The sequence below is a fragment of the Streptomyces sp. NPDC001514 genome (assembly GCF_053597075.1).
In genome coordinates this window covers 21,229-38,490 of sequence record NZ_JBSFHO010000002.1, presented here as the reverse complement: position 1 = coordinate 38,490, position 17,262 = coordinate 21,229, and the positions used below count along the sequence as shown (strand labels likewise).

Sequence of the window (17,262 nt, the reverse complement as noted above, 5' to 3'; positions counted from 1 at the left end):
TTGGGGTTCCTGCATAGTGAGCTGGTATGGCGTGCGAACGTTGCGGTAGTGAAAGACGAGGCCCGCTGCCCGGCATGGGTTGCCCCGACTGCGGGTTCGTGGTGCGGGCCGGCCGTGGCTCGGGCACGTCCTGGGTCGCGCGCGAGACGTTCGCGGGCCGTATCTCGACGCTCACCCGGTTCCGTAAGACCGTGCTGGCGACGGGAGTCGTGGTCGTCCTGGGCTGTTTCATCGCCGCGGCAGCGCTGATCGGCGGCTCCGATGCGGACGGCGGCGGGTCGGGCGGCGGGGCCCAGGCTGCGGAGGGCGACATCGAGGGCCCGGGCATACCGACGAGGCTGGGCCCCACGTCGCTGCCGGAGCCGGACGACAGCTCGCCCGGTGTGGACGAGTGGGCGGGCCCGGGCTGCTCTACTGGCCACTACCGCGAGAAGGGGCGCTTCGAGAACGGCCATGCCGCCTGGTACACCGTGCCCTCGGGTGGTTGGCGCGACGAGGGGTGCGACGGCAGCTTCACGGCGGTGCCCATGTCGGGCAGCCTCACCAAGGACCACGGCGGCACGGCAACCTGGAGCTGGGACCTCGACCAGGACTACAAGCAGTGCTCGCTCGCCGTCTTCGTCCCCCTCACCTCCCGCGCCACGGACGTCGCCGGCGACCCCACCTTCTACCGCGTCCTCGCCGACCCCGCCGACCCCGCTTCCGGCTACACCGGCTTCGGCGTCCGCCAGACCGCGCACCGCGGCGCCCTGGTGCCGGTCGGCAGCTATCCGGTCAGGGGCGACGGCGTCTTCGCGGTCCAACTGATCGACCGGGGGCGGGACTGGGGGACGGCGGCGCGGGTGGGGGCGCATCATGCGGCGGCGCAGATGAGACTGACGTGCCGTAGCTGAGCGGGCGCGGATGCAGGGCGGCGGCACCCGGGACGCCGGTCCCGGGTGCCGCCCTGCGGGGGTGCGGGGGAGGGTCAGCCGGTGCAGTCGGGGACGTTGGTGCAGTTGTTCGGGTGGTTCTGGCGCACCTTGGAGCCGGTCAGTGTCACCGTGCCGGTCGCGTTGAAGATGCCGCCGCCGCTGTTGGGGCCGGCTCCTGCGGTGTTGCGCTCCACCTTGGAGCGGATCAGCGTCACCGTGCCGGTGTTGTTGAAGATCCCGCCGCCCTGGTTCGTCGCTGCATTGCGGAACACGGTGGAGTCGGACAGCGTCACCGTGCCGGCGTCGTTGAAGATGCCGCCGCCTGATGTGGCGACGTTGTGGCGCACGGTCGAGTGGTTGAGCGTCACCGTGCCGCTGACGTTGAAGATCCCGCCGCCGTCGCCTGCCGCCGTGTTGTGCCTCACCGTGGTGCGGATCAACGTGACCGAGCCGATGTTGCTGTCGCTGTTGCCGTTGAAGATGCCGCCGCCGTCGTCGGCGATGTTGTGGCGCACCGTGACATCGGCCAGCGTCACCCTGCCGCCGTTGTTGAAGATGCCGCCGCCGTCTCCGCCGGGGGCGGTGGCGTTGGCGGCGCCGTTGGCGATGGTCAGATCCTTCATCCGGGCCTGGACGCCCGGGTCTACGGTCACGGTCGAGCCGGCGAGGTTCCCGTCGAGGACCGTGCGCTTGTTGCCGATCAGGGTCAGGTCCTGCCTGATGCGGAAGGGGCCGGTGCAGGTCCCCTTCACCTTCAGCTCCGCCTTGACATCGGCGGCATCGATCGCGTTCCGCAGGGCCGAGGGGTTCCTCGTGCAGTCCACCACCGTGGATCCGGCGGCCACGGACTCGACCGCCCCGACCGGGCCGGCCGCCCCTGTCGCCACCACCACCGTCGCCACGGTCGCCATCCATGCCCACCGGCGCTGCGCCGCCCGGGCTGCTCGCTTGATGAGCATCCAGATACTCCCGTCTCTGTGCAGGGGCATGCCCGACGGTCCTGCCCCGCTGCCGTTCTCCCGCACGGGCGCCCTGAGCGCCTGCGCACTGCAGTAACCGGTCCCCCGACCGGCGCGCGACGCGCCGGAGAAGGCCCTCACTTCCCCCGAACGGCTCGGGACAATGACCAGTACGGCCCACTGAGGCCGACGGCCGACGGCCGACGGGACGCCGCGATCGCCTTCAGGCCGACCGGGGCGGCGGGGGCTGTCCGGCAGGCCGGGCGCTGTCGGACCTGGACGCTAGCCTCTGCTTCCATGTCTCGTACGACACCGCCCCGCCCCGTTGACATCGCCGCGGTCTTCCCGGAGCTGGCGCCGCTCGCGCGTACCGCCGTTCGGCTGCACCCGCGGCCGGGTGCACCGACGGCGGCCGACAGCTCCGTCGGCGGACCGCTGCTGTGGCCCGTGGACGAACCGTGGCCCACCTGCCCCGAGCACACGGGCCCCTGGCTGGTCGGCCATACCCCGGCCGATCTGCGGGAGCGGCGACGCATACTGACCGAGGGCCGGGCCCGTCCCCAGGTCCCGGGGACCGACTTCCTCACCCCCGACGAGCGCGCTTTCGTGGACGGTCTCGGATTCACGGGTGTGCGTCTGCCTGTCGACGGTCCTGTGCCCCTGCTGCCCGTGCTGCAGCTGTACGCCCGTGACGTTCCCTCGCTGCCCCGCCCGCCCGACACCGACCTGCTCCAGGTGCTCTGGTGTTCCTTCGAGCATGGTGAGGACTGCATGCCGGGGGTGCAGCTGCGCTGGCGCTCGGCCGGCACCGTGGGCGCGGTGAGGGACGCACCGTCGCCGCCTGTGGTCAGCGAGGACGAGGCCCTGCCCCAACCGTGCCTCCTCCACCCCGAGCCGGTCCTCGAGTACCCGGCCCCGCACGAGCTGGAGGAGGACCTCCGCAAGCGGATCCACTCCTGGGAGGAAGATCGCCCGTACGACTATCAGTTCGACCTCGGGGTCGCCCCCGGCTGGAAGATCGGTGGGTGGGGCAACTGGAGCTTCTGCGACCCCTGGCCGATGCTCTGCGAGGACTGCGGCAGCACGATGCGTCCCTTCCTGACGCTGGACAGCTCCGAATGGGACGGGGGCACCGGCAGCTGGTGCCCGCAGGAGGAGCCGCCCCCGGCGGAACGACCGCTGTACCCGCACTCCCACGAACCCACAATGATCTCGATCGGCCGCGGCTACACGATGCAGGTCTATCTGTGCCCCGAGTCCTTCGACCACCCTCATCTGCAGGTGATGCAGTAGGCCGCCGAGGGACCGCCCTTCCCGGGTGACCGGCCTGGCGGCGCACCCAGCTCGTTCGTCAACGGCGGCCCAGCCGGCCTCGTGAACCCACGCGCGCCGGCATGGCCAGTTCGGCCCGTAGCGCGTCCTCCAGCGCTGAAAGGCCATCCTCCACGCCCTGGAGCGGCCATTCGTCCGCCGCTGTGGTGCCATCCGAGATCACCGTCTGGACGCGAAGCAGGGCACGGTGCACGTCACTCACGGCGGAACGTACCGCGTCGCCAGATATGAGGGACGCCTCGACGATCCACTTGTAAGCGGTCGACCGATTGTCGGACAGCTTCCCGTCGTCCTCGCCCTTCAGGATGGAGGCAAGAGAGTCATGCCAGCCGTAGAGCCTGATCAAGAGGTCCCTGTACAGGCCCTTCTTGTCATCCAGCCAGCGCACCTGTTCTGCATGCGCCCGTTGTTCCTGCTGGATACGTATCTGTCCGCGCTGAGCAAGCCATGCGCCCGCAAAGCCGGTCACAGCTCCCACCGTTGTGCCCGCAAGTCCGACCAGTGCTGCTTCCATGACTGCTTCCTAGCAGAAACCTGACTCTGCGAGGGGCGAAGGATCAAGGTCCGTGGAGCGGCCGGCCGAGCCCGAGCATCCACTCGGCCAGGACGTTGGAGCGGACGCATCGGTAGAAAATCGGGACCTGGCGACCCGTCCGCTCACGCACCGCTCACGCACCGCTCACGCAAACGGCCCCGGACGTGGAACCCGAGGCCGAAGAGAACGCCTTCCTGGGGCAGAACCCCCGGTCAGCGACTCAGCGTTGTGGTCCCTGGCCGCAGCGTGGGCAGATCGGTGGCGTACTCATGCCTGTCACCTTACGTACGCCCCTCGATGGCACGGCGAGGTGTGTGCCGGGCGGCTGCTGGAGCGGGTGGCCGAGGGTGACGAGCCTGGGGCCTCTGGCCGGCCCACCTCGCATGCCACCTCACGGCGCTCGTCATAGCCTGGTGGTCCGAGGGGGGCCTGGAGGTGTGTCATGCCCCGCCCTGTGTGGTCCGGCGCCATCAGCTTTGGCCTGGTCACGATTCCGATCAAGTTGCTGCCCGCGACCGAGGACCGCAGCGTTCATTTCCGGCAGGTCCACCTCGAGGATCAGGGGCCGATCCGGTACAAGAAGGTCTGCGAGCTCGACGGCAAGGAGCTGTCCCAGGCCGAGATCGCCAAGGGGTACGAGCTGCCGGGCGGGGACACGATCACGATCACGGACGAGGAGCTCGAGGCGATCCCGCTGCCGACGGCGAAGGCGATCGACATCGAGGGGTTCGTGCCCGCCGCGAGCATCGACCCGATCCGGATCGGCGAGGGCTACTACCTGGCCGCGGACGGGCCTGTGGCGGCGAAGCCGTACACGTTGCTGCGGAAGGCGCTGGAGCGCAGCTCGAAGGTCGCGGTCGCCAAGATGGCGTTCCACGGCCGGGAGCGCCTCGGGCTGCTGCGGGTGGTGGGCGACGCGATCCTGATCCACATGATGCGGTGGCCGGACGAGATCCGGAGCCCGGAGGAGCTGACGCCCCCGGCCATCGAGCTGGGCGAGGACGAGCTTGAGGGCGCGCTCGCGCTGATGGACACGATGAGTACCGAGGGCATGCCGGACCTGCACGACGAGTACCGCGAATCCCTGGAGCAGGTGATCGCCGCCAAGACCGAGGGGAAGGCGCCCCCGGAGACGCCGGAGCGGGAGGAGCCGGCCGGGCAGGTCGTAGACCTGATGGCCGCCCTGAACGCATCGGTGGCGGAGGCGAAGGAGCGGCGAGGCGACGCGACGGTGCACGAGATGCCGAAGAAGAGGACCGCGGCGAAGACCACGGCCAAGAAGACCGCGGCCAAGAAGACGGCGAAGGCCGCGAAGAAGGCCCCGGCGAAGAAGACGTCAGGCCGCAAGCCCCGCAGCGCCTGAAGGCCTGAGCCGAGCCTGCCCCCTCACGGGGGATGACGCTCCCCTACTGCACGTTCTCGCAGGTAGGCCACGGGCATGTCCGGCACGCGCAGCTTGACCATCGAGTGCGCGAAGAGGCATCGACGCAGGTGCAGTCAGGTGACGGGTGGATCAGGCGCTGTCCGGGGCCTAGCGTCGGGAGTAAGGAGTCCGCCGCATCCGCCCGCAAGGAGGGTGATCATGGACATCAAGGGTTCGGTAGCACTTGTCACGGGAGCCAACCGTGGCATCGGGCTGGCTTTCGCCCAGGCACTGCTCGCTCACGGCGCCGCCAAGGTCTACGGCGGTGTCCGGGAGCCGGAGACCGTCCGGGACCCCGGGCTTGTTCCGCTGCGACTGGACGTCACCGACGAGGAGCAGGTCGCCGCAGCCGCACGTGCCGCCGACGATGTCAGCATCGTCATCAACAACGCCGGGGTCGCCGGTGGCCCGTCCCTCCTCGAAGGGTCATTCGACGGTGCCAGGCGCGAGATGGAGGTCAACTACTTCGGCACCTGGGCTGTCTCGCGTGCGTTCGCGCCCGTATTGGCCGCCAATGGCGGCGGAGCGCTGGTCAACATGCTGTCCGTGGCGTCGTGGGTGGCCAACACGCGGCTTCCGAGCTACGCGGCCTCCAAGTCCGCTCAGTGGTCACTGACGAACGCCTTCCGACTGGCGCTGCGGCAGCAGGGCACGCTGGTGGTCGGCGTGCATGCCGGCTACGTCGACACCGACTTGGCGGCGGACATCGACTCCCCGAAGATCCTTCCGGCCGACGTGGCCGAGAAGACGATGGCGGCGCTGCTCAATGACGAACCCGAAGTGCTGGTGGACGAGGCCACCCGCCACGTACGCGCCGCGCTCTCGGGGGAACTGGAGGCGCTGTACGCCAATCGGTGACCGCCCCAACCCGCCGTCGTCCTGACCGCCGAGCAGGCCAGTGACGCACCCGCGTTCCCGGCATCAGGGGATACGGACATGGCGGGACCCGTTCACTCAGGCCAGACGACAGGAACGCCGGCGCCGACCGCTGCGTGCGATGACTCCGTGCTCCTCCAGCCGCCCCAACTTCACGACGTGTACCGACACGTGCTCGAGGAAGTCATCGCAGCCAAGCCGGCCGGCAAGAGGCCCGCCGCGCGGAGCGGAAGGAATGAGGAGCCGGCGGGGCAGGTCGCGCTGCGCTGGATCCCGCCTTGGGATCCGTTCAACCTGGACTGAATGCCGAGCTCGGCAGTAGTTTGCGGCCCTGTGAGTCAAGACGACGCCATCGCCATATCTCCGCCCGTGCCATCGACCGAGCGCGAGCCGCTCTTCGTACCGAAGGCGATGACGACCGTGGTCGTGGCCGCGCTCGGGGTCTGCGTGCTGGTGAATGCCGCGTTGCTTATCGCCCAGCTACGCCTTTTCCGCGCGGCTGACGGCTCGTATGCCGCCTTCGAGAGGGAGATATGGGTCGGCAACCTCACCGGCATGAGGCTGCTCGCCTTCCTGCTGACCGGAATCGTCTTCCTGCGCTGGCTGTGGCAGATGCGGGTGAACGCGGAGGCGCTGGCGCCCGGCGGGCATCGGATGAAACGCGGCTGGACTACAGGCGCGTGGCTGGTTCCGGTCGCCTGCTTCTTCCTGCCCAAGCGGATCATCAACGACATCTGGGCCGCCAGCTCTCCGCCCGATCGCCCGCGGCGCACCGGTGTACTGCTGACCTCGTGGTGGCTGCTCTTCGTGGCGGCGCAGCTTCTCGCCTATCCCTCCACCTCCCGAGGCTCGCTGTCGACAGAGATGGCCGGGGCCGCGCTGTATGTCGTCTCAGGAGCGCTGTGCATCGGTGTGGTGCGGCGGCTTGCCGCGATGCAGAGGGCGCGCCTCCGGGTGCGCCTCCGGGGTTGAGACTCGTAAGCCTGCCTGTTGAGGTGCCGCGCATTCGCCGCTCGAGCGGGTCACATCCCGCGTAGACCCGGATCTGGAAACCGTCGCCGTGGGGGCGGATGCTGCCGCGTTGACGTCGCTTGGATGCCGTGTTCGCCATGACAACGGAACCTATTCGTGGCCAATGCCGTGGCCACGATGAACAGCGCGCCTACCTCAGTGAGGTAAGCGCGCTGGTCAGACACTGTGCCCCCGGCAGGATTCGAACCGCTCATCTCTGCACGATCCCGATTGACCGGGGACACAGACTCGAGAGCGTGACGCGTGCGATCGACGGAGTCTCAGCGACGAGTCAAGCGCCGCGGCGGGTCGTGGATGTGCCGAAGCACGATAGTTGGCACCAGGGAGGACGACTGAACTGCGGCCCTCCCAGCCTCGAGGCACCGTAGTCGTCACCGAAACGGCACGCTGCTTGTCACCAATGGCAGGACCGGCAGGGTTGTTGCCACCGACCTCGCTGCTCCTCTGGCGCGCTGGGATGAGTCCGGGTCAGGCCGTCTGCCGGCCTCTGGCGCTGGGCTGATCCGAGGCAGGGCTTCTGTCTGAGGCGATGTCGTCGCGGAGCACGCTGTAGCGCACGACGTCCCGCCACTGTCCGTCCCGGAACACGATGCTGCGCAGCACGCCCTCGCGGGTGAAGCCCGACTTTTCCAGTGCGCGCTGCTCAGCGAGGTTCCCCGTCTCAGTGTCCGCCTCGAGCCTGACCACCGGTGTGTGCGCGAACAGGTACCGCGTCAGCAGCCGCTGGGCCTGCGTGCCGACACCCCGGCCCCGGGCTTCTGGCAGCAGCTGGGCTCCGATGTTCCAGCAGTAGGAGCTCCGCGAGGTCTCGACCTTCCGCCATGCCACGAAGCCGAGCCGGTCGGCACCGGTTACCACCATCAGCTGACCCCCCTCATCGCTGAGTAGGCCGTCCTGCACCCAGCGCCGCCGCCAACGCCCCGGATCTGACCACCCCAGCCACTGGAACGGCCCAGTCGCCTCCGGATCTGTCAGGAACTGCTCAAGCACTGGCAGATCACCCTCGGTCACTGGACGCAATATCACGGGATCGTCGCTCATCGAGTCACTCTAGGAGGTGCCGACGATCTCGGGGCAAACAATCCTGCTGACGTGCCAACCATCGAGCTTCGGCACAGTGGAGCACCAGTTCGGAAGACCACGTAACTGGTTTGCTTGACCAGGCAAGACGCCGGCCTGCGTGTTCCGGCGAGGTTCGCTGAGGTTCCCCGCGGTTCCCCGCCGCTCACTCTCTGATCGGGCACGCAGGGGGCACGGGTGGCGTTCTCGCTCTTCCGGCACCATGGGCCTGCGGACCTAGGATCACCATCATGACCGACGCAGGTTCTGTTCTCGGCTGGCTTCAAGGGTGGTACGCCGAGCAGTGTGATGGTGACTGGGAGCACGAATGGGGTGTCAAGATCGAGACTCTCGACAACCCTGGGTGGTACATCACTGTTGATCTCGAAGGCACTCCGCTCGCTGGCCGCGTATGGCCCGAGAGCGTCGTCAGACGCGACTGCGACGACTGGATCTTTGCGCGGGTCAGGGATCGACGCTTCGATGCTTCGTGTGGTCCTGGCAACCTGACCGAGGTCCTGACGATGTTCCAGGCATGGGCCACCAAGGCGGAGTAGCCGTGCAGCAGGTCGCGGTGGCGCGGTTCTGAGCAGGCTCAGATCGCAATCACCACCGCGGACACACCGCGCCCGCAGGCAAACCACCGCCAGCCGCGTCCCCAACCTCACAAGGCAATACAGCTAGGGCTCGATGGTGACGTTGGCATAGACGACTCTGTGCTTGTTCGAGTAGCAGCCGAAGTAGATGGGCTCCGCGGTTCCGCGCTTGGCGTGTTCGTTGATGGTGGCGTAGCCGACGAGCGTTCCGGGAGGGAGCGTTCCGGTGGCGTCGGGCTTGAGATGCGTAATCCCGATGGGGGACCTCGCCGTGGTCTCGCCGCCAATGAGCGCGCCCTCGGCAATCCCGCCCTCGCTGGGGTTCTTGCAGTTGCGCAAGGTCAGCATGATGGTTTCGCCGGGCTTCGCGGTCTCGGGGCTGACGGTGCCGATGGGGTCGGCGCCGTCGGTGGCCAACGCAACGGGAGTCGACAAGCCCAGCACAAGGCACCCTGCGACGGCGACAGCGGGTATTCGGAGCATGTTGCCTCCCTAGGGCGCGGCCTGCGAAGGCGGGGGGCTCCCGAACACATGACCGCACGCCGTCGTTTCCGACCGTAGGAACGCACGGCGTGCACCGCGATGTCGATTACTCCAAACGGGTGAACGCCTCGGACGGCGGTCGCTCACGGCGAGCGTTGCATGCTTGACCGTGCCGATCCATCCAGAGGCGACAGGTGCCCACGCGGTCGGTGGACACCGCCCCGGCCCGAACAGGTCTGCCTTCATTCCCGCAGCACGGGGCGCGCCGCTGGGCGCGGCCAGGCCGGGCGAAGACAGGGGCCAGGCGCGCCGCCAACGGCAGGTTGACCTCCATTGCCCGGAACCTCAGATACCCCTCAAATCGAACGAACTTACTATACAGGCGCTTCGAGTAGTCATACGATCACTGCGTATTACCTCGTCTGTCACGTACGGACCATGCGGCATGACCAGCCGCGTGTCTAAAAATCCAGGAGGGGGAACGTGAACGCGAAGCGCAAGATCGCTACGGTCGCTGTGGGGGTTGTGGCCATCGCGGGGTTCGGGATCGGGCCAGCCTTTGCTGAGGGGGGCTGGAGCAGCAGCATCGGGGGGTGGCTTCCGGGCAAGGAGTCGCGTCACTGGCAGGATGGCAACCGCGACAATGTCGCGACGACTGTCAGGTTCTCCGGTTGCTCGGCGAAGGACGGTAATGGCCGCAACAGGTTCGAGTACGCGGGGCTTCAGCTGAAGAAGGAGCGCTCGGGTCTTCCGGACCCGGTGGTTGCTCGGGACAACAACTCCTGCGACACGTCCAACTTCGGCGACAGGGCTGCGGGCGGCTACTACTTCAACTACGCCAATCTGAACGGATTTGACCAGACTGGCTACCACCTGTCGGTCAGCAGCGTGGCTGTCAAGTACTGATCCCTCTGTCAGGGTGCCCGGTCCAGAATGAAGCGGACCGGGCACCCTGCCTCCGTTCGCCGCGTTTCGCGCTGACCCTCTGGACATGCCGTGCCACTTTGCTTCACTGAATGTTCCTTCGCCTACCGTGCGGGAGTCCCTGTCCTTGATGGCCTGACATTGGAGTTCCCCACGGGGTGCACCGTGCTGTTGGGACCCAACGGGGCTGGAAAGTCAACTCTGTTGTCTCTGGGGGCTTCTGTCCTCACCCCGGCTTCCGGGCGGGTGCAGCTGGGGAGGCTGACCAGCACGGAAAGGCGTCACCGTAGTGACTACCGGCGCAGAGTCGGATGGTTGCCTCAGAATGTAAAACCCGTACCGTCGCTGACGGTACGGGAGCAGGCGGCCTATGCCGGTTGGCTGAAAGGCCTGTCGAAGTCCGAGGCGTGGGAGCGTTCTGCGAGGGCCCTGGATCAGGTCAGGCTCACCGAGTTGGCGAAGCGTCGCAGCCATGAGCTGTCCGGTGGTCAGATGCGGCGGCTTGGCATCGCACAGTCGCTGATTCACGACGCACAGGTCGTGTTGCTCGACGAGCCAACGGCCGGCCTTGATCCCGTGCAGCGTGGCGTCTTCCGCGAACTGGTGGCGGAACTGTCGGAATCCGTCAACTTCGTGGTGTCTACCCACCAGACGGAGGACCTGGCCGATATCTACGAAAGCGTCATCGTCTTCGATCAAGGACAGGTGGCATTCCAAGGGAGGGTGAGGGACTTCTTCGCGCGGGCTCCCGAAGGTGTGCCGCTCGAGCGCCGCGCGGAGAGCGCCTATCGCGGCCTGGTGCGCGGGGAGGTCTGACATATGCGTCTGGGGACTCTCCTCCGATCAGGCCCGGCTGCCTGGGTTGCTCTTGTCATGGTCCCGGTCTTGTTCTGGTTCGGCGTGCAGAACACTGAATCGGTGATTCAGTACTGGGAGTCTGCGACTGCACAGTCGCTGATCGTGCTCGGTTTCGTGAGTGCAGGGTGCGGCGCCTGTGCCGCTTGGGAGTCTGCGAGGATTCACCGCGCGGAGGTCGACGGTTGGGCTCCGGTCCGCAGTCGCCTTCACATCGCCTGGCTGCATCTCGCCCCCGTAGCGGTTCTGGGGCTGCTAGGCGTGCTCGCGAGTCTCGTAGCCTTCTCCTCCACTGCTCTGGGAGCGCCCGGCTTCCCCAGCCTGGGAATACTTTTCACCGCCTACGCGGTTGTGGTTTCCCATATCGCGCTCGGCTGGCTCGTGGGGCCGTTGATGCCGCGCGTCCTGGGAGCAGCGGTCATGCTCATCTTCGGCTACCTGTGGGGTTTTTGGCCCGCTGCAATTGGTGAGCTGCCCTGGCTTCGACACCTCAACGGCCAGGGGCTGAGCGAGTGCTGCGGCCTTGATCAGACCGCCTCGCTCCGCAGCATGGCCGCCACCTTCGTCTTCTCCGCCGGGCTTGTTGCTGCGGCCCTGATTTCCACTGTCCTCGGTACCGAACACCGACGCCACATGGGCTATGCCGTGTCGGCGACTGCGTTTGGCACTGTCGGTGCCCTCATCTTGGCTGTGCCGCTTGAGTTCCAGGGAGTGCAGGCTCGAGACCCCGAACTTCGGAGGTGCACGGGTAAACGTGTCCAGGTATGCGTATGGCCGGAGCAGTACGACAGGCAGGACGACATAGTCCGCTGGGCACAGGACACTGAGAACCGCCTGAGCAAAGTAGGCGTCACCCCAGCGGCGCACGTTGAGTTCGGGGAACCCCGCCCCAGCGAGAGCGTTGTCCGAGCAACCACGGCGACCAGCGTCCTACCGACCGCACCACCGGACTGTGCCACGAAGCCCGGCGCTGAGTATCCAGGAGATGCTGCGCACAGCGCGATCTACGCCTGGCTGTCGCTCACTTCGGGGGAGCCTAAGGACGAGTTGGTGCAGCACTGGCAGCCCGAGGCCGTGGCCCTCGCCGAACAGGTGCGCCAACTGCCTGTCGATCAGCAACACGCATGGTATGAGCGCAATATGCGATCAGTTCTGGACTGCTCAGTGAAGCCGGAGCTCCGCCCGGCTTCCTTCCAGCAGGCGGGAGAGAAGCAGTCGTGACCTGGTGGCTCCGCGTTCACATGGTGCACGTGTCCTCGGCCTGCGTGCTGGGGTGTTTCATCCTTGCCCCCCTGCTCGCCGGCTCTGCGCTTCCCATTCCCTCGCTGCTTGGCGGCTTCGGGGCCGGAATCCCGCTGCCCCTGGTCCTCCCGGTGGCTCCCGTGTGCGTCCTCCTGCATGCGATGAGCAGAGCCCCTCTGGAGACCAATGTCACCGCTGTCCGGCCGGTCTGGTCGTACCGGACCTTCCTGTTCGGATGCGTCGCCTTCACCGCGGTGATACTGGGACTGTGTGAGGCCCAGTGGCTCGACTTCGGCCTTGGCCTTGGCACGGCACGGAACCTCGTCGGGTACCTCGGCGTGGGCCTGATTGTTCAGCACTTCGTCGGCTCGCTGTATGGCCCGCTAGCCGTCGCTGCTGTCCCTGTACTCTGCGCGCTCATCGGCCTAGGGCCGGGCAGAAGGCCGTATCCGTGGGCATGGCCCCTGCATGAGAGCGCCTCCGTCCTGGCCGCAGCCGCGGCACTCGGCCTCTTTGCTGTTGGAGCAGCCTTGGGACTGAAACGAACTGCGGAGTCACGCCCGTAGCGTCATTCCTGACCGACATCGACCTGCTATCTCTTCGGTTTGCTAACGGTAGTTCGTTAAACCCGGCTGTAGTGCGGGTTGACGGCAGGGCGGGCTTAACGAACTACCGTTAGTGACCTGAGTCGGAGATTTGTCGTTAGTTCGGCATGAGTCGTCCTGGACCGAAGATCCCGCCCTTGTCGTTAACCGATGGCCGGCCTGGTGCTGTGTGTCAATGAGAAGTCGCAGATCCAGGCGCTGGACCGCTCGCAGCCGGTCTTGCCGATGATGCCCGGGGTGCCCGAGCGTCGAAGCCACGACTACATCCGCGCGGGCACCACCGCACTCTTCGCCACACTCGAGGTCGCCGCCGGCAAGGTCATCGGCTCGCTGCACCGTCGGCACCGGGCGGCCGAGTTCAAGAAGTTCCTGGGCACTGTCGACAAGGAGGTGCCACCGGAGCTTGAGGTGCATCTGATCCTGGACAACTATGCGACCCACAAGACGCCGGCGGTCAAGCAATGGCTCCTGGTCGGGCGGAGGGTGCCATGCAGCTCGCCGGCGTTGATGTGTGACGACCGTATTCGACTGCCAGCTGCTCCTGTCGGACGGACGAATGGCCGTTGGCGACGTGGAGGGACTGACCCGCTTCGTGCGATTGGTGGGGACCGCGGTGCCTGGGACGTCCGCGTGGCGGTGCCCGGGGCCGGACGCTCGCGCCATCGACGTCACTATTGAATGGCCAGGCGAGTAACCCAATGAAGCCGCGGCCCACATAGACGGAGGGCCCTGACCACGGGGCCAGGACCCTCGTACGTGGCAACCTTCTGATCCGTAGCTAGAGCGGAATCGGTCGTACCAGTTGCCTCAAGGCCGCAGAAGGGCGGTGCGGGGTGGGGTCGGCCGCCGGGGTTGCTGTACTTCGCTGCTGTATGCCGCTCCTCTACCAGCGTCGCCACCTGTCAGTGATCTCGTACCCGCTGATGCCGTGACGCGCGGCGAGCCTGGCAACGTCGATGCCGTGCCAGTGTCGTAGGCGCTCGTTTCGTGGCGGTCATTGACCTCGTTGAGGGCCAAGACAACACGCTCCACGACCTGGAGCACCCGGTCGTCCGAGGGCTCGGCGAGTGCGCTCATGTTGCTCTCGAACACTGTCAGGACGGCATCGGTGTCGCTCAGGAAGATCTCGGACTGGCACGGTTGAGATCATCTCAGTGAACCGGCAGATGCGTGACCCGCACGTCCGGTGGTGTGAGATGAGGGCCGGGCGACCCGGCCCTCCTACTCGATTTTTGTGAACGAAAAGGACTGACAAATGGTGTTCCCTGAAAGTCGAAAGGGGCTGTGGTTCAGGGCGGTCGTGGCGGCAGTTCTGTACCTTGCCGCGCTGTTCTGGTTGGCCTTGAGCCTTCCGTCCGTGGGCGAGGAAGTGGGACCGACGAGCGATCCCGACGACGTTTTTGGTGCCAACTTCGTCCTCTTGTTTTCCGCCTTCTTTCTGCTGGGTGCCGCCGTGGTGTCACGCAGGTGGAAGGTCGCCTGGTTCATATCCCTGAGTCTTCTGGTGGTGCTCGTCGTTGTCTGGACCCAAGTTCCTTCGCTGCTCGCGAACTGGGATTATGAGGGGCCCCGTCGGTTCTGACGGTCGACAGTGCCTCGCTCCCCCCTACCCTGCATGAGGGCTCGTCAGCTTGCTGACGAGCCCTTTCTTGGACCGCCTCACCACGCGGGACACGGTCTAAAGGGCGTTGCGGTTGCCGAGGTTCCCTGGGGGTGCCATGCGTACGCATCCCGGTCCGTAGAGCTTCGAGCTCCGTTCGGGGGAACGGGCGGCCCCATTGGGATGCGTAACCCTCCTCGCCCAGCTCATGAGCGACCTGGTCGAAGGCGTGCACAGCCGCCCGTGCCAGTGCCATGGCGATGTGGCGTCCCGACCAGAGAACGGTCCCTGAGCTGTCGGGCGCTCGAAGGTCCTTTGCCTCGACCAGTCGGATGTCGACGCCGGACCCGTCTCGGTGGAAGAACCACCGGTAGACCTGAGGTTCCCCCTCGAACTCAGCTCGTGTGTCTTCATAGCCACCCACAAGCCTGGCAATCGCGTACAAGAACTGCTCGGGCCCATCCGTGACGTACGAGGCGAAGACCTCCGACTCGCCGTGATCGTCGGCGATCTCTATGAAGGCCCAGCCGTGATGGCGCAGCGTCCAAGTAATTGTGAGAGAAGCCATCCGACCCCTATGAGGCCTGCACCCATCCGATTTCCTCGGCGGCTCATCGAGGAACGGCGCATCACCTTCGTGGAAGTCGGCCGACACGTCCGCATCCCCGAGAGCGCGGTTGCTGCCTTCGTCAGCGCCAACACCACCGAGCCGGTGACGGTCCGGCGCGCCACTCTGCGGAGGGTTGCCTGATGGCCAACACGAAGGGCAATCGGCGGCGCTTCGGCTCGGTCCGGCAGCTCAAGTCGGGCCGCTGGCGGGCTCGGTACCGCGACCCAGTCACAGGCCAACTCCGCAGTGCCGAGCAGACCTACCGACCAAGACAGATGCCGAGGTGGCGCTGACGCACATCGAGGCGGACATCACGCGTGGGCAGTGGGAGGACCCTGACACGGGAGCTGTGCCGTTCGCCGAGTACGCGGATGCGTGGCTGCGGGACCGCAAGCTGGCTGACCGCAGCAGGGAGCGCAATGAGGCGGTGATCCGGCTCCATCCCGCCTGCTGTACAGCAGGCGGGACCGGCCGATGGCGTGGTCGGCCGGTCCCCGGGCCGGCACCAGCGTGCTCCCGGCTGATTCTGCGACTGGTGTAGGTCCTTCACTGCAGGCCCCGGCCCCGTCGGCATCGCTGCGCAGGCGAATCCACGGTTCTCGGCGCCGCCCCTGGAAGCTACGCGTCAGTCGTCGTGACGGTGGTGTGGTGCGGTCGGTTGTGCACCAGAAGCGCTGAGGCGAGGGCCGCGCACAGGAATACGGCGGCAATGATGGTCATGCCGGCGTGGACGCCGGAGGTGAAGGCGTCGCCGACCGCAGCGGTCACGTTCGGCGGGGCCGCTCGGTGGCCGCCGCTGCCGGTGGAGACGGCGTGCTCGACGGCGGGCCAGGCTGCTCGGGGCACGTGGTGAGCGCCGAGCTGGGTCGGCAGTTGGGACTGAAGCCGGCTGGCGAGGAGTGCGCCGAGGAGGGAGGAGCCGGTGACGGATCCGATCTGGCGGAAGGCGTTGACGGCTCCGGAGGCCATGCCGGCGCGTTCATGGGAGACGCTGACCAGGGCGGCGGCGGTGCTCGGCGCGGCTACCATCCCGCATGCGGCTCCGAAGAGCACGTACAGCCACCACACCCGGGCATAGGGGGTGGTCGGCTCCAGCGTGGTGAGTCCGGCCGTGGCGGCGGCTCCGATGAGGAAGCCCAGGGTCAGCGGGAGCTTGAAGCCGGTGCGGCGGATCACGCGTCCGGTCGCGTAGGCGACGATGACGTAGACGCCGAAGAAGGCCAGCAGTCGCCATCCCACGTCCAGGGCGGACAGATGCTGGACGCGCTCGTAGAAGAGCACCGACAGGATGGCCACGCCGGTGAAGCCGAACAGGGAAACGGCCGCGACGAACATGACAGCGCTGAACGACGCCGAACGGAACAGGGTGACGTCCAGCATGGGTGTGCGGCCGACGCGCTCGACAAGAACGAAACCGGTCAGGGCCGCGGCCGCGATGAACCAGGTGATGAGCATCCGGGGGCTGGTGTAGCCGTCGTGTCCGCCTTCGATGAGGGCGTAGACGAGGGCGGCGATGCCCAGGACGGCAAGGAGCTGGCCGGGGATGTCGAGCTTGCCGCCCGGGCCGCGCGATTCGGCGACGAAGAAGGCCACGGCCATGGTGACAACGGCAAGGACAGTGGTCGACAGGAAGACCGTGTTCCAGTGGAAGTGGTCCAGCAATGTGCCCGCGACCAGGGGGCCCAGGGCCAGCCCGATGCCGGAGGAGGCCGCCCAGGCGGTGACGACTTCGGTGCGTCGGTGGGGGTCGGGGAAAGTGGCTCCCAGGATGGCCAGGCTGTTGGGCAGGATGAGAGCGCCGCCGAGACCGGAGACGAGCTGGCCGGCGATGACGCCTCCTGCTGAACCCGCGGCGTAGACGGTGAGCGACCCAATGATCATGATCGCGGTGCCGGCGAGGAAGGTGCGCTTGCGGCCGTAGAGGTTGCCGACGGTGCCCGCGGACATCACCAGGCTGGCCACGAGCAGGGAGTACGCGGAGGGGATCCAGACGAGGCCGGTTGGGGAGACGTGCAGGTCGTCCTGGATGGCCGACAGCGCCGACACCGATGCGGTGATCAGCAGAAAGGTCGTCATGGCGCCCAGGCACATCGCGACGAGCGTGACGGCCGCGGCGAACCGGGAGGGCTGGTGTGAGGAGAGCCGGTTGCCGTTTTGCTCGTCGGCCGGCTTGAGTCGGCCCGGGGCGGGGGACGGGGTGGAAGCCATGGTGTCCTC

General features: G+C 67.1%; 17 protein-coding genes and 2 pseudogenes. 14 read left to right on the top strand and 5 right to left on the bottom strand.

Annotated elements, in window-relative coordinates:
- Positions 1–74: 74 nt before the first annotated feature.
- Positions 75–893, top strand: coding sequence for an adhesin (locus ACWCXB_RS02875; RefSeq protein WP_450718308.1), 819 nt, complete (start codon positions 75–77; stop codon positions 891–893).
- A gap of 74 nt (positions 894–967) precedes the next feature.
- Here ACWCXB_RS02875 and ACWCXB_RS02870 read toward each other — a convergent pair whose 3' ends face one another.
- Positions 968–1,903 (bottom strand): hypothetical protein, encoded by a 936-nt coding sequence (locus tag ACWCXB_RS02870; protein WP_450718306.1) that lies wholly within the window; start codon positions 1,901–1,903, stop codon positions 968–970.
- A 267-nt stretch (positions 1,904–2,170) separates the two neighbouring features.
- Between ACWCXB_RS02870 and ACWCXB_RS02865 the strand changes: the two genes are divergently transcribed.
- Positions 2,171–3,166, top strand: a complete 996-nt coding sequence (locus tag ACWCXB_RS02865; protein ID WP_450718304.1) for a hypothetical protein — start codon at positions 2,171–2,173, stop codon at positions 3,164–3,166.
- 58 nt (positions 3,167–3,224) lie between these two features.
- Here ACWCXB_RS02865 and ACWCXB_RS02860 read toward each other — a convergent pair whose 3' ends face one another.
- Positions 3,225–3,719 (bottom strand): hypothetical protein, encoded by a 495-nt coding sequence (locus tag ACWCXB_RS02860; protein ID WP_450718302.1) that lies wholly within the window; start codon positions 3,717–3,719, stop codon positions 3,225–3,227.
- A gap of 463 nt (positions 3,720–4,182) precedes the next feature.
- On the opposite strand from ACWCXB_RS02860, the gene ku reads away from it, so the two are divergent.
- The 3 genes from ku to ACWCXB_RS02845 all read left to right on the top strand — a co-directional run bounded on the left by ku (position 4,183) and on the right by ACWCXB_RS02845 (position 7,011).
- Positions 4,183–5,103 carry a non-homologous end joining protein Ku gene (gene ku / locus ACWCXB_RS02855; protein ID WP_450718301.1) on the top strand — a complete coding sequence of 307 codons (921 nt, stop codon included), beginning with the start codon at positions 4,183–4,185 and terminating at the stop codon, positions 5,101–5,103.
- 219 nt (positions 5,104–5,322) lie between these two features.
- Positions 5,323–6,021, top strand: a complete 699-nt coding sequence (locus tag ACWCXB_RS02850; RefSeq protein WP_450718299.1) for an SDR family oxidoreductase — start codon at positions 5,323–5,325, stop codon at positions 6,019–6,021.
- A 387-nt stretch (positions 6,022–6,408) separates the two neighbouring features.
- Positions 6,409–7,011 (top strand): DUF4328 domain-containing protein, encoded by a 603-nt coding sequence (locus tag ACWCXB_RS02845; RefSeq protein ID WP_450718297.1) that lies wholly within the window; start codon positions 6,409–6,411, stop codon positions 7,009–7,011.
- 528 nt (positions 7,012–7,539) lie between these two features.
- Here the strand turns inward: ACWCXB_RS02845 and ACWCXB_RS02840 are convergent.
- The gene (locus ACWCXB_RS02840; RefSeq protein WP_450718295.1) at positions 7,540–8,112 is read right to left on the bottom strand and encodes a GNAT family N-acetyltransferase; all 573 of its coding nucleotides are present in this window, start codon (positions 8,110–8,112) and stop codon (positions 7,540–7,542) included.
- 269 nt (positions 8,113–8,381) lie between these two features.
- Here ACWCXB_RS02840 and ACWCXB_RS02835 point away from each other — a divergent pair, with 269 nt between their 5' ends.
- The gene (locus ACWCXB_RS02835; RefSeq protein WP_450718293.1) at positions 8,382–8,687 is read left to right on the top strand and encodes an immunity 53 family protein; all 306 of its coding nucleotides are present in this window, start codon (positions 8,382–8,384) and stop codon (positions 8,685–8,687) included.
- Between the two features lie 123 nt (positions 8,688–8,810).
- On the opposite strand, the gene ACWCXB_RS02830 is transcribed toward ACWCXB_RS02835, so the two are convergent.
- Positions 8,811–9,209, bottom strand: coding sequence for a hypothetical protein (locus ACWCXB_RS02830; RefSeq protein WP_450718291.1), 399 nt, complete (start codon positions 9,207–9,209; stop codon positions 8,811–8,813).
- 483 nt (positions 9,210–9,692) lie between these two features.
- Between ACWCXB_RS02830 and ACWCXB_RS02825 the strand changes: the two genes are divergently transcribed.
- The 8 genes and pseudogenes from ACWCXB_RS02825 to ACWCXB_RS02790 all read left to right on the top strand — a co-directional run.
- Positions 9,693–10,115, top strand: coding sequence for a hypothetical protein (locus ACWCXB_RS02825; protein ID WP_450718289.1), 423 nt, complete (start codon positions 9,693–9,695; stop codon positions 10,113–10,115).
- A gap of 90 nt (positions 10,116–10,205) precedes the next feature.
- Complete coding sequence (locus ACWCXB_RS02820) at positions 10,206–10,949, top strand: ATP-binding cassette domain-containing protein (RefSeq protein WP_450718287.1); 744 nt, start codon at positions 10,206–10,208, stop codon at positions 10,947–10,949.
- Positions 10,950–11,018: 69 nt separating this feature from the next.
- Positions 11,019–12,209, top strand: coding sequence for a DUF7224 domain-containing protein (locus ACWCXB_RS02815; protein WP_450718285.1), 1,191 nt, complete (start codon positions 11,019–11,021; stop codon positions 12,207–12,209).
- Positions 12,206–12,796 (top strand): hypothetical protein, encoded by a 591-nt coding sequence (locus ACWCXB_RS02810; protein ID WP_450718283.1) that lies wholly within the window; start codon positions 12,206–12,208, stop codon positions 12,794–12,796. The genes ACWCXB_RS02815 and ACWCXB_RS02810 overlap by 4 nt, the downstream gene beginning before the upstream one ends.
- Before the next feature lie 186 nt (positions 12,797–12,982).
- Positions 12,983–13,303, top strand: a pseudogene (locus tag ACWCXB_RS02805) (transposase); the annotation flags it as partial.
- Between the two features lie 787 nt (positions 13,304–14,090).
- Positions 14,091–14,417, top strand: a complete 327-nt coding sequence (locus tag ACWCXB_RS02800; protein ID WP_450718281.1) for a hypothetical protein — start codon at positions 14,091–14,093, stop codon at positions 14,415–14,417.
- A gap of 595 nt (positions 14,418–15,012) precedes the next feature.
- The gene (locus ACWCXB_RS02795; protein ID WP_450718279.1) at positions 15,013–15,186 is read left to right on the top strand and encodes an excisionase family DNA-binding protein; all 174 of its coding nucleotides are present in this window, start codon (positions 15,013–15,015) and stop codon (positions 15,184–15,186) included.
- Positions 15,186–15,532 (top strand): annotated as a pseudogene (locus ACWCXB_RS02790) (site-specific integrase); the annotation flags it as partial. The gene ACWCXB_RS02795 and the pseudogene ACWCXB_RS02790, both read left to right, overlap by 1 nt.
- A gap of 131 nt (positions 15,533–15,663) precedes the next feature.
- Here the strand turns inward: ACWCXB_RS02790 and ACWCXB_RS02785 are convergent.
- On the bottom strand, positions 15,664–17,253 hold the full coding sequence (locus ACWCXB_RS02785) for an MFS transporter (RefSeq protein ID WP_450718277.1): 1,590 nt from the start codon (positions 17,251–17,253) through the stop codon (positions 15,664–15,666).
- Positions 17,254–17,262 lie beyond the last annotated feature (9 nt).

Bases quoted from the DNA above. Each gene is read 5' to 3' on its own strand.
- ACWCXB_RS02800 (WP_450718281.1), top strand. From the start codon at position 14,091: ATGGTGTTCCCTGAAAGTCGAAAGGGGCTGTGGTTCAGGGCGGTCGTG.
- ACWCXB_RS02795 (WP_450718279.1), top strand. From the start codon at position 15,013: ATGAGGCCTGCACCCATCCGATTTCCTCGGCGGCTCATCGAGGAACGG.
- ACWCXB_RS02850 (WP_450718299.1), top strand. From the start codon at position 5,323: ATGGACATCAAGGGTTCGGTAGCACTTGTCACGGGAGCCAACCGTGGC.
- ACWCXB_RS02870 (WP_450718306.1), bottom strand. From the start codon at position 1,903: ATGCCCCTGCACAGAGACGGGAGTATCTGGATGCTCATCAAGCGAGCA.
- ACWCXB_RS02865 (WP_450718304.1), top strand. From the start codon at position 2,171: ATGTCTCGTACGACACCGCCCCGCCCCGTTGACATCGCCGCGGTCTTC.
- ACWCXB_RS02830 (WP_450718291.1), bottom strand. From the start codon at position 9,209: ATGCTCCGAATACCCGCTGTCGCCGTCGCAGGGTGCCTTGTGCTGGGC.
- ACWCXB_RS02860 (WP_450718302.1), bottom strand. From the start codon at position 3,719: ATGGAAGCAGCACTGGTCGGACTTGCGGGCACAACGGTGGGAGCTGTG.
- ku (WP_450718301.1), top strand. From the start codon at position 4,183: ATGCCCCGCCCTGTGTGGTCCGGCGCCATCAGCTTTGGCCTGGTCACG.
- ACWCXB_RS02785 (WP_450718277.1), bottom strand. From the start codon at position 17,253: ATGGCTTCCACCCCGTCCCCCGCCCCGGGCCGACTCAAGCCGGCCGAC.
- ACWCXB_RS02840 (WP_450718295.1), bottom strand. From the start codon at position 8,112: ATGAGCGACGATCCCGTGATATTGCGTCCAGTGACCGAGGGTGATCTG.
- ACWCXB_RS02875 (WP_450718308.1), top strand. From the start codon at position 75: ATGGGTTGCCCCGACTGCGGGTTCGTGGTGCGGGCCGGCCGTGGCTCG.
- ACWCXB_RS02835 (WP_450718293.1), top strand. From the start codon at position 8,382: ATGACCGACGCAGGTTCTGTTCTCGGCTGGCTTCAAGGGTGGTACGCC.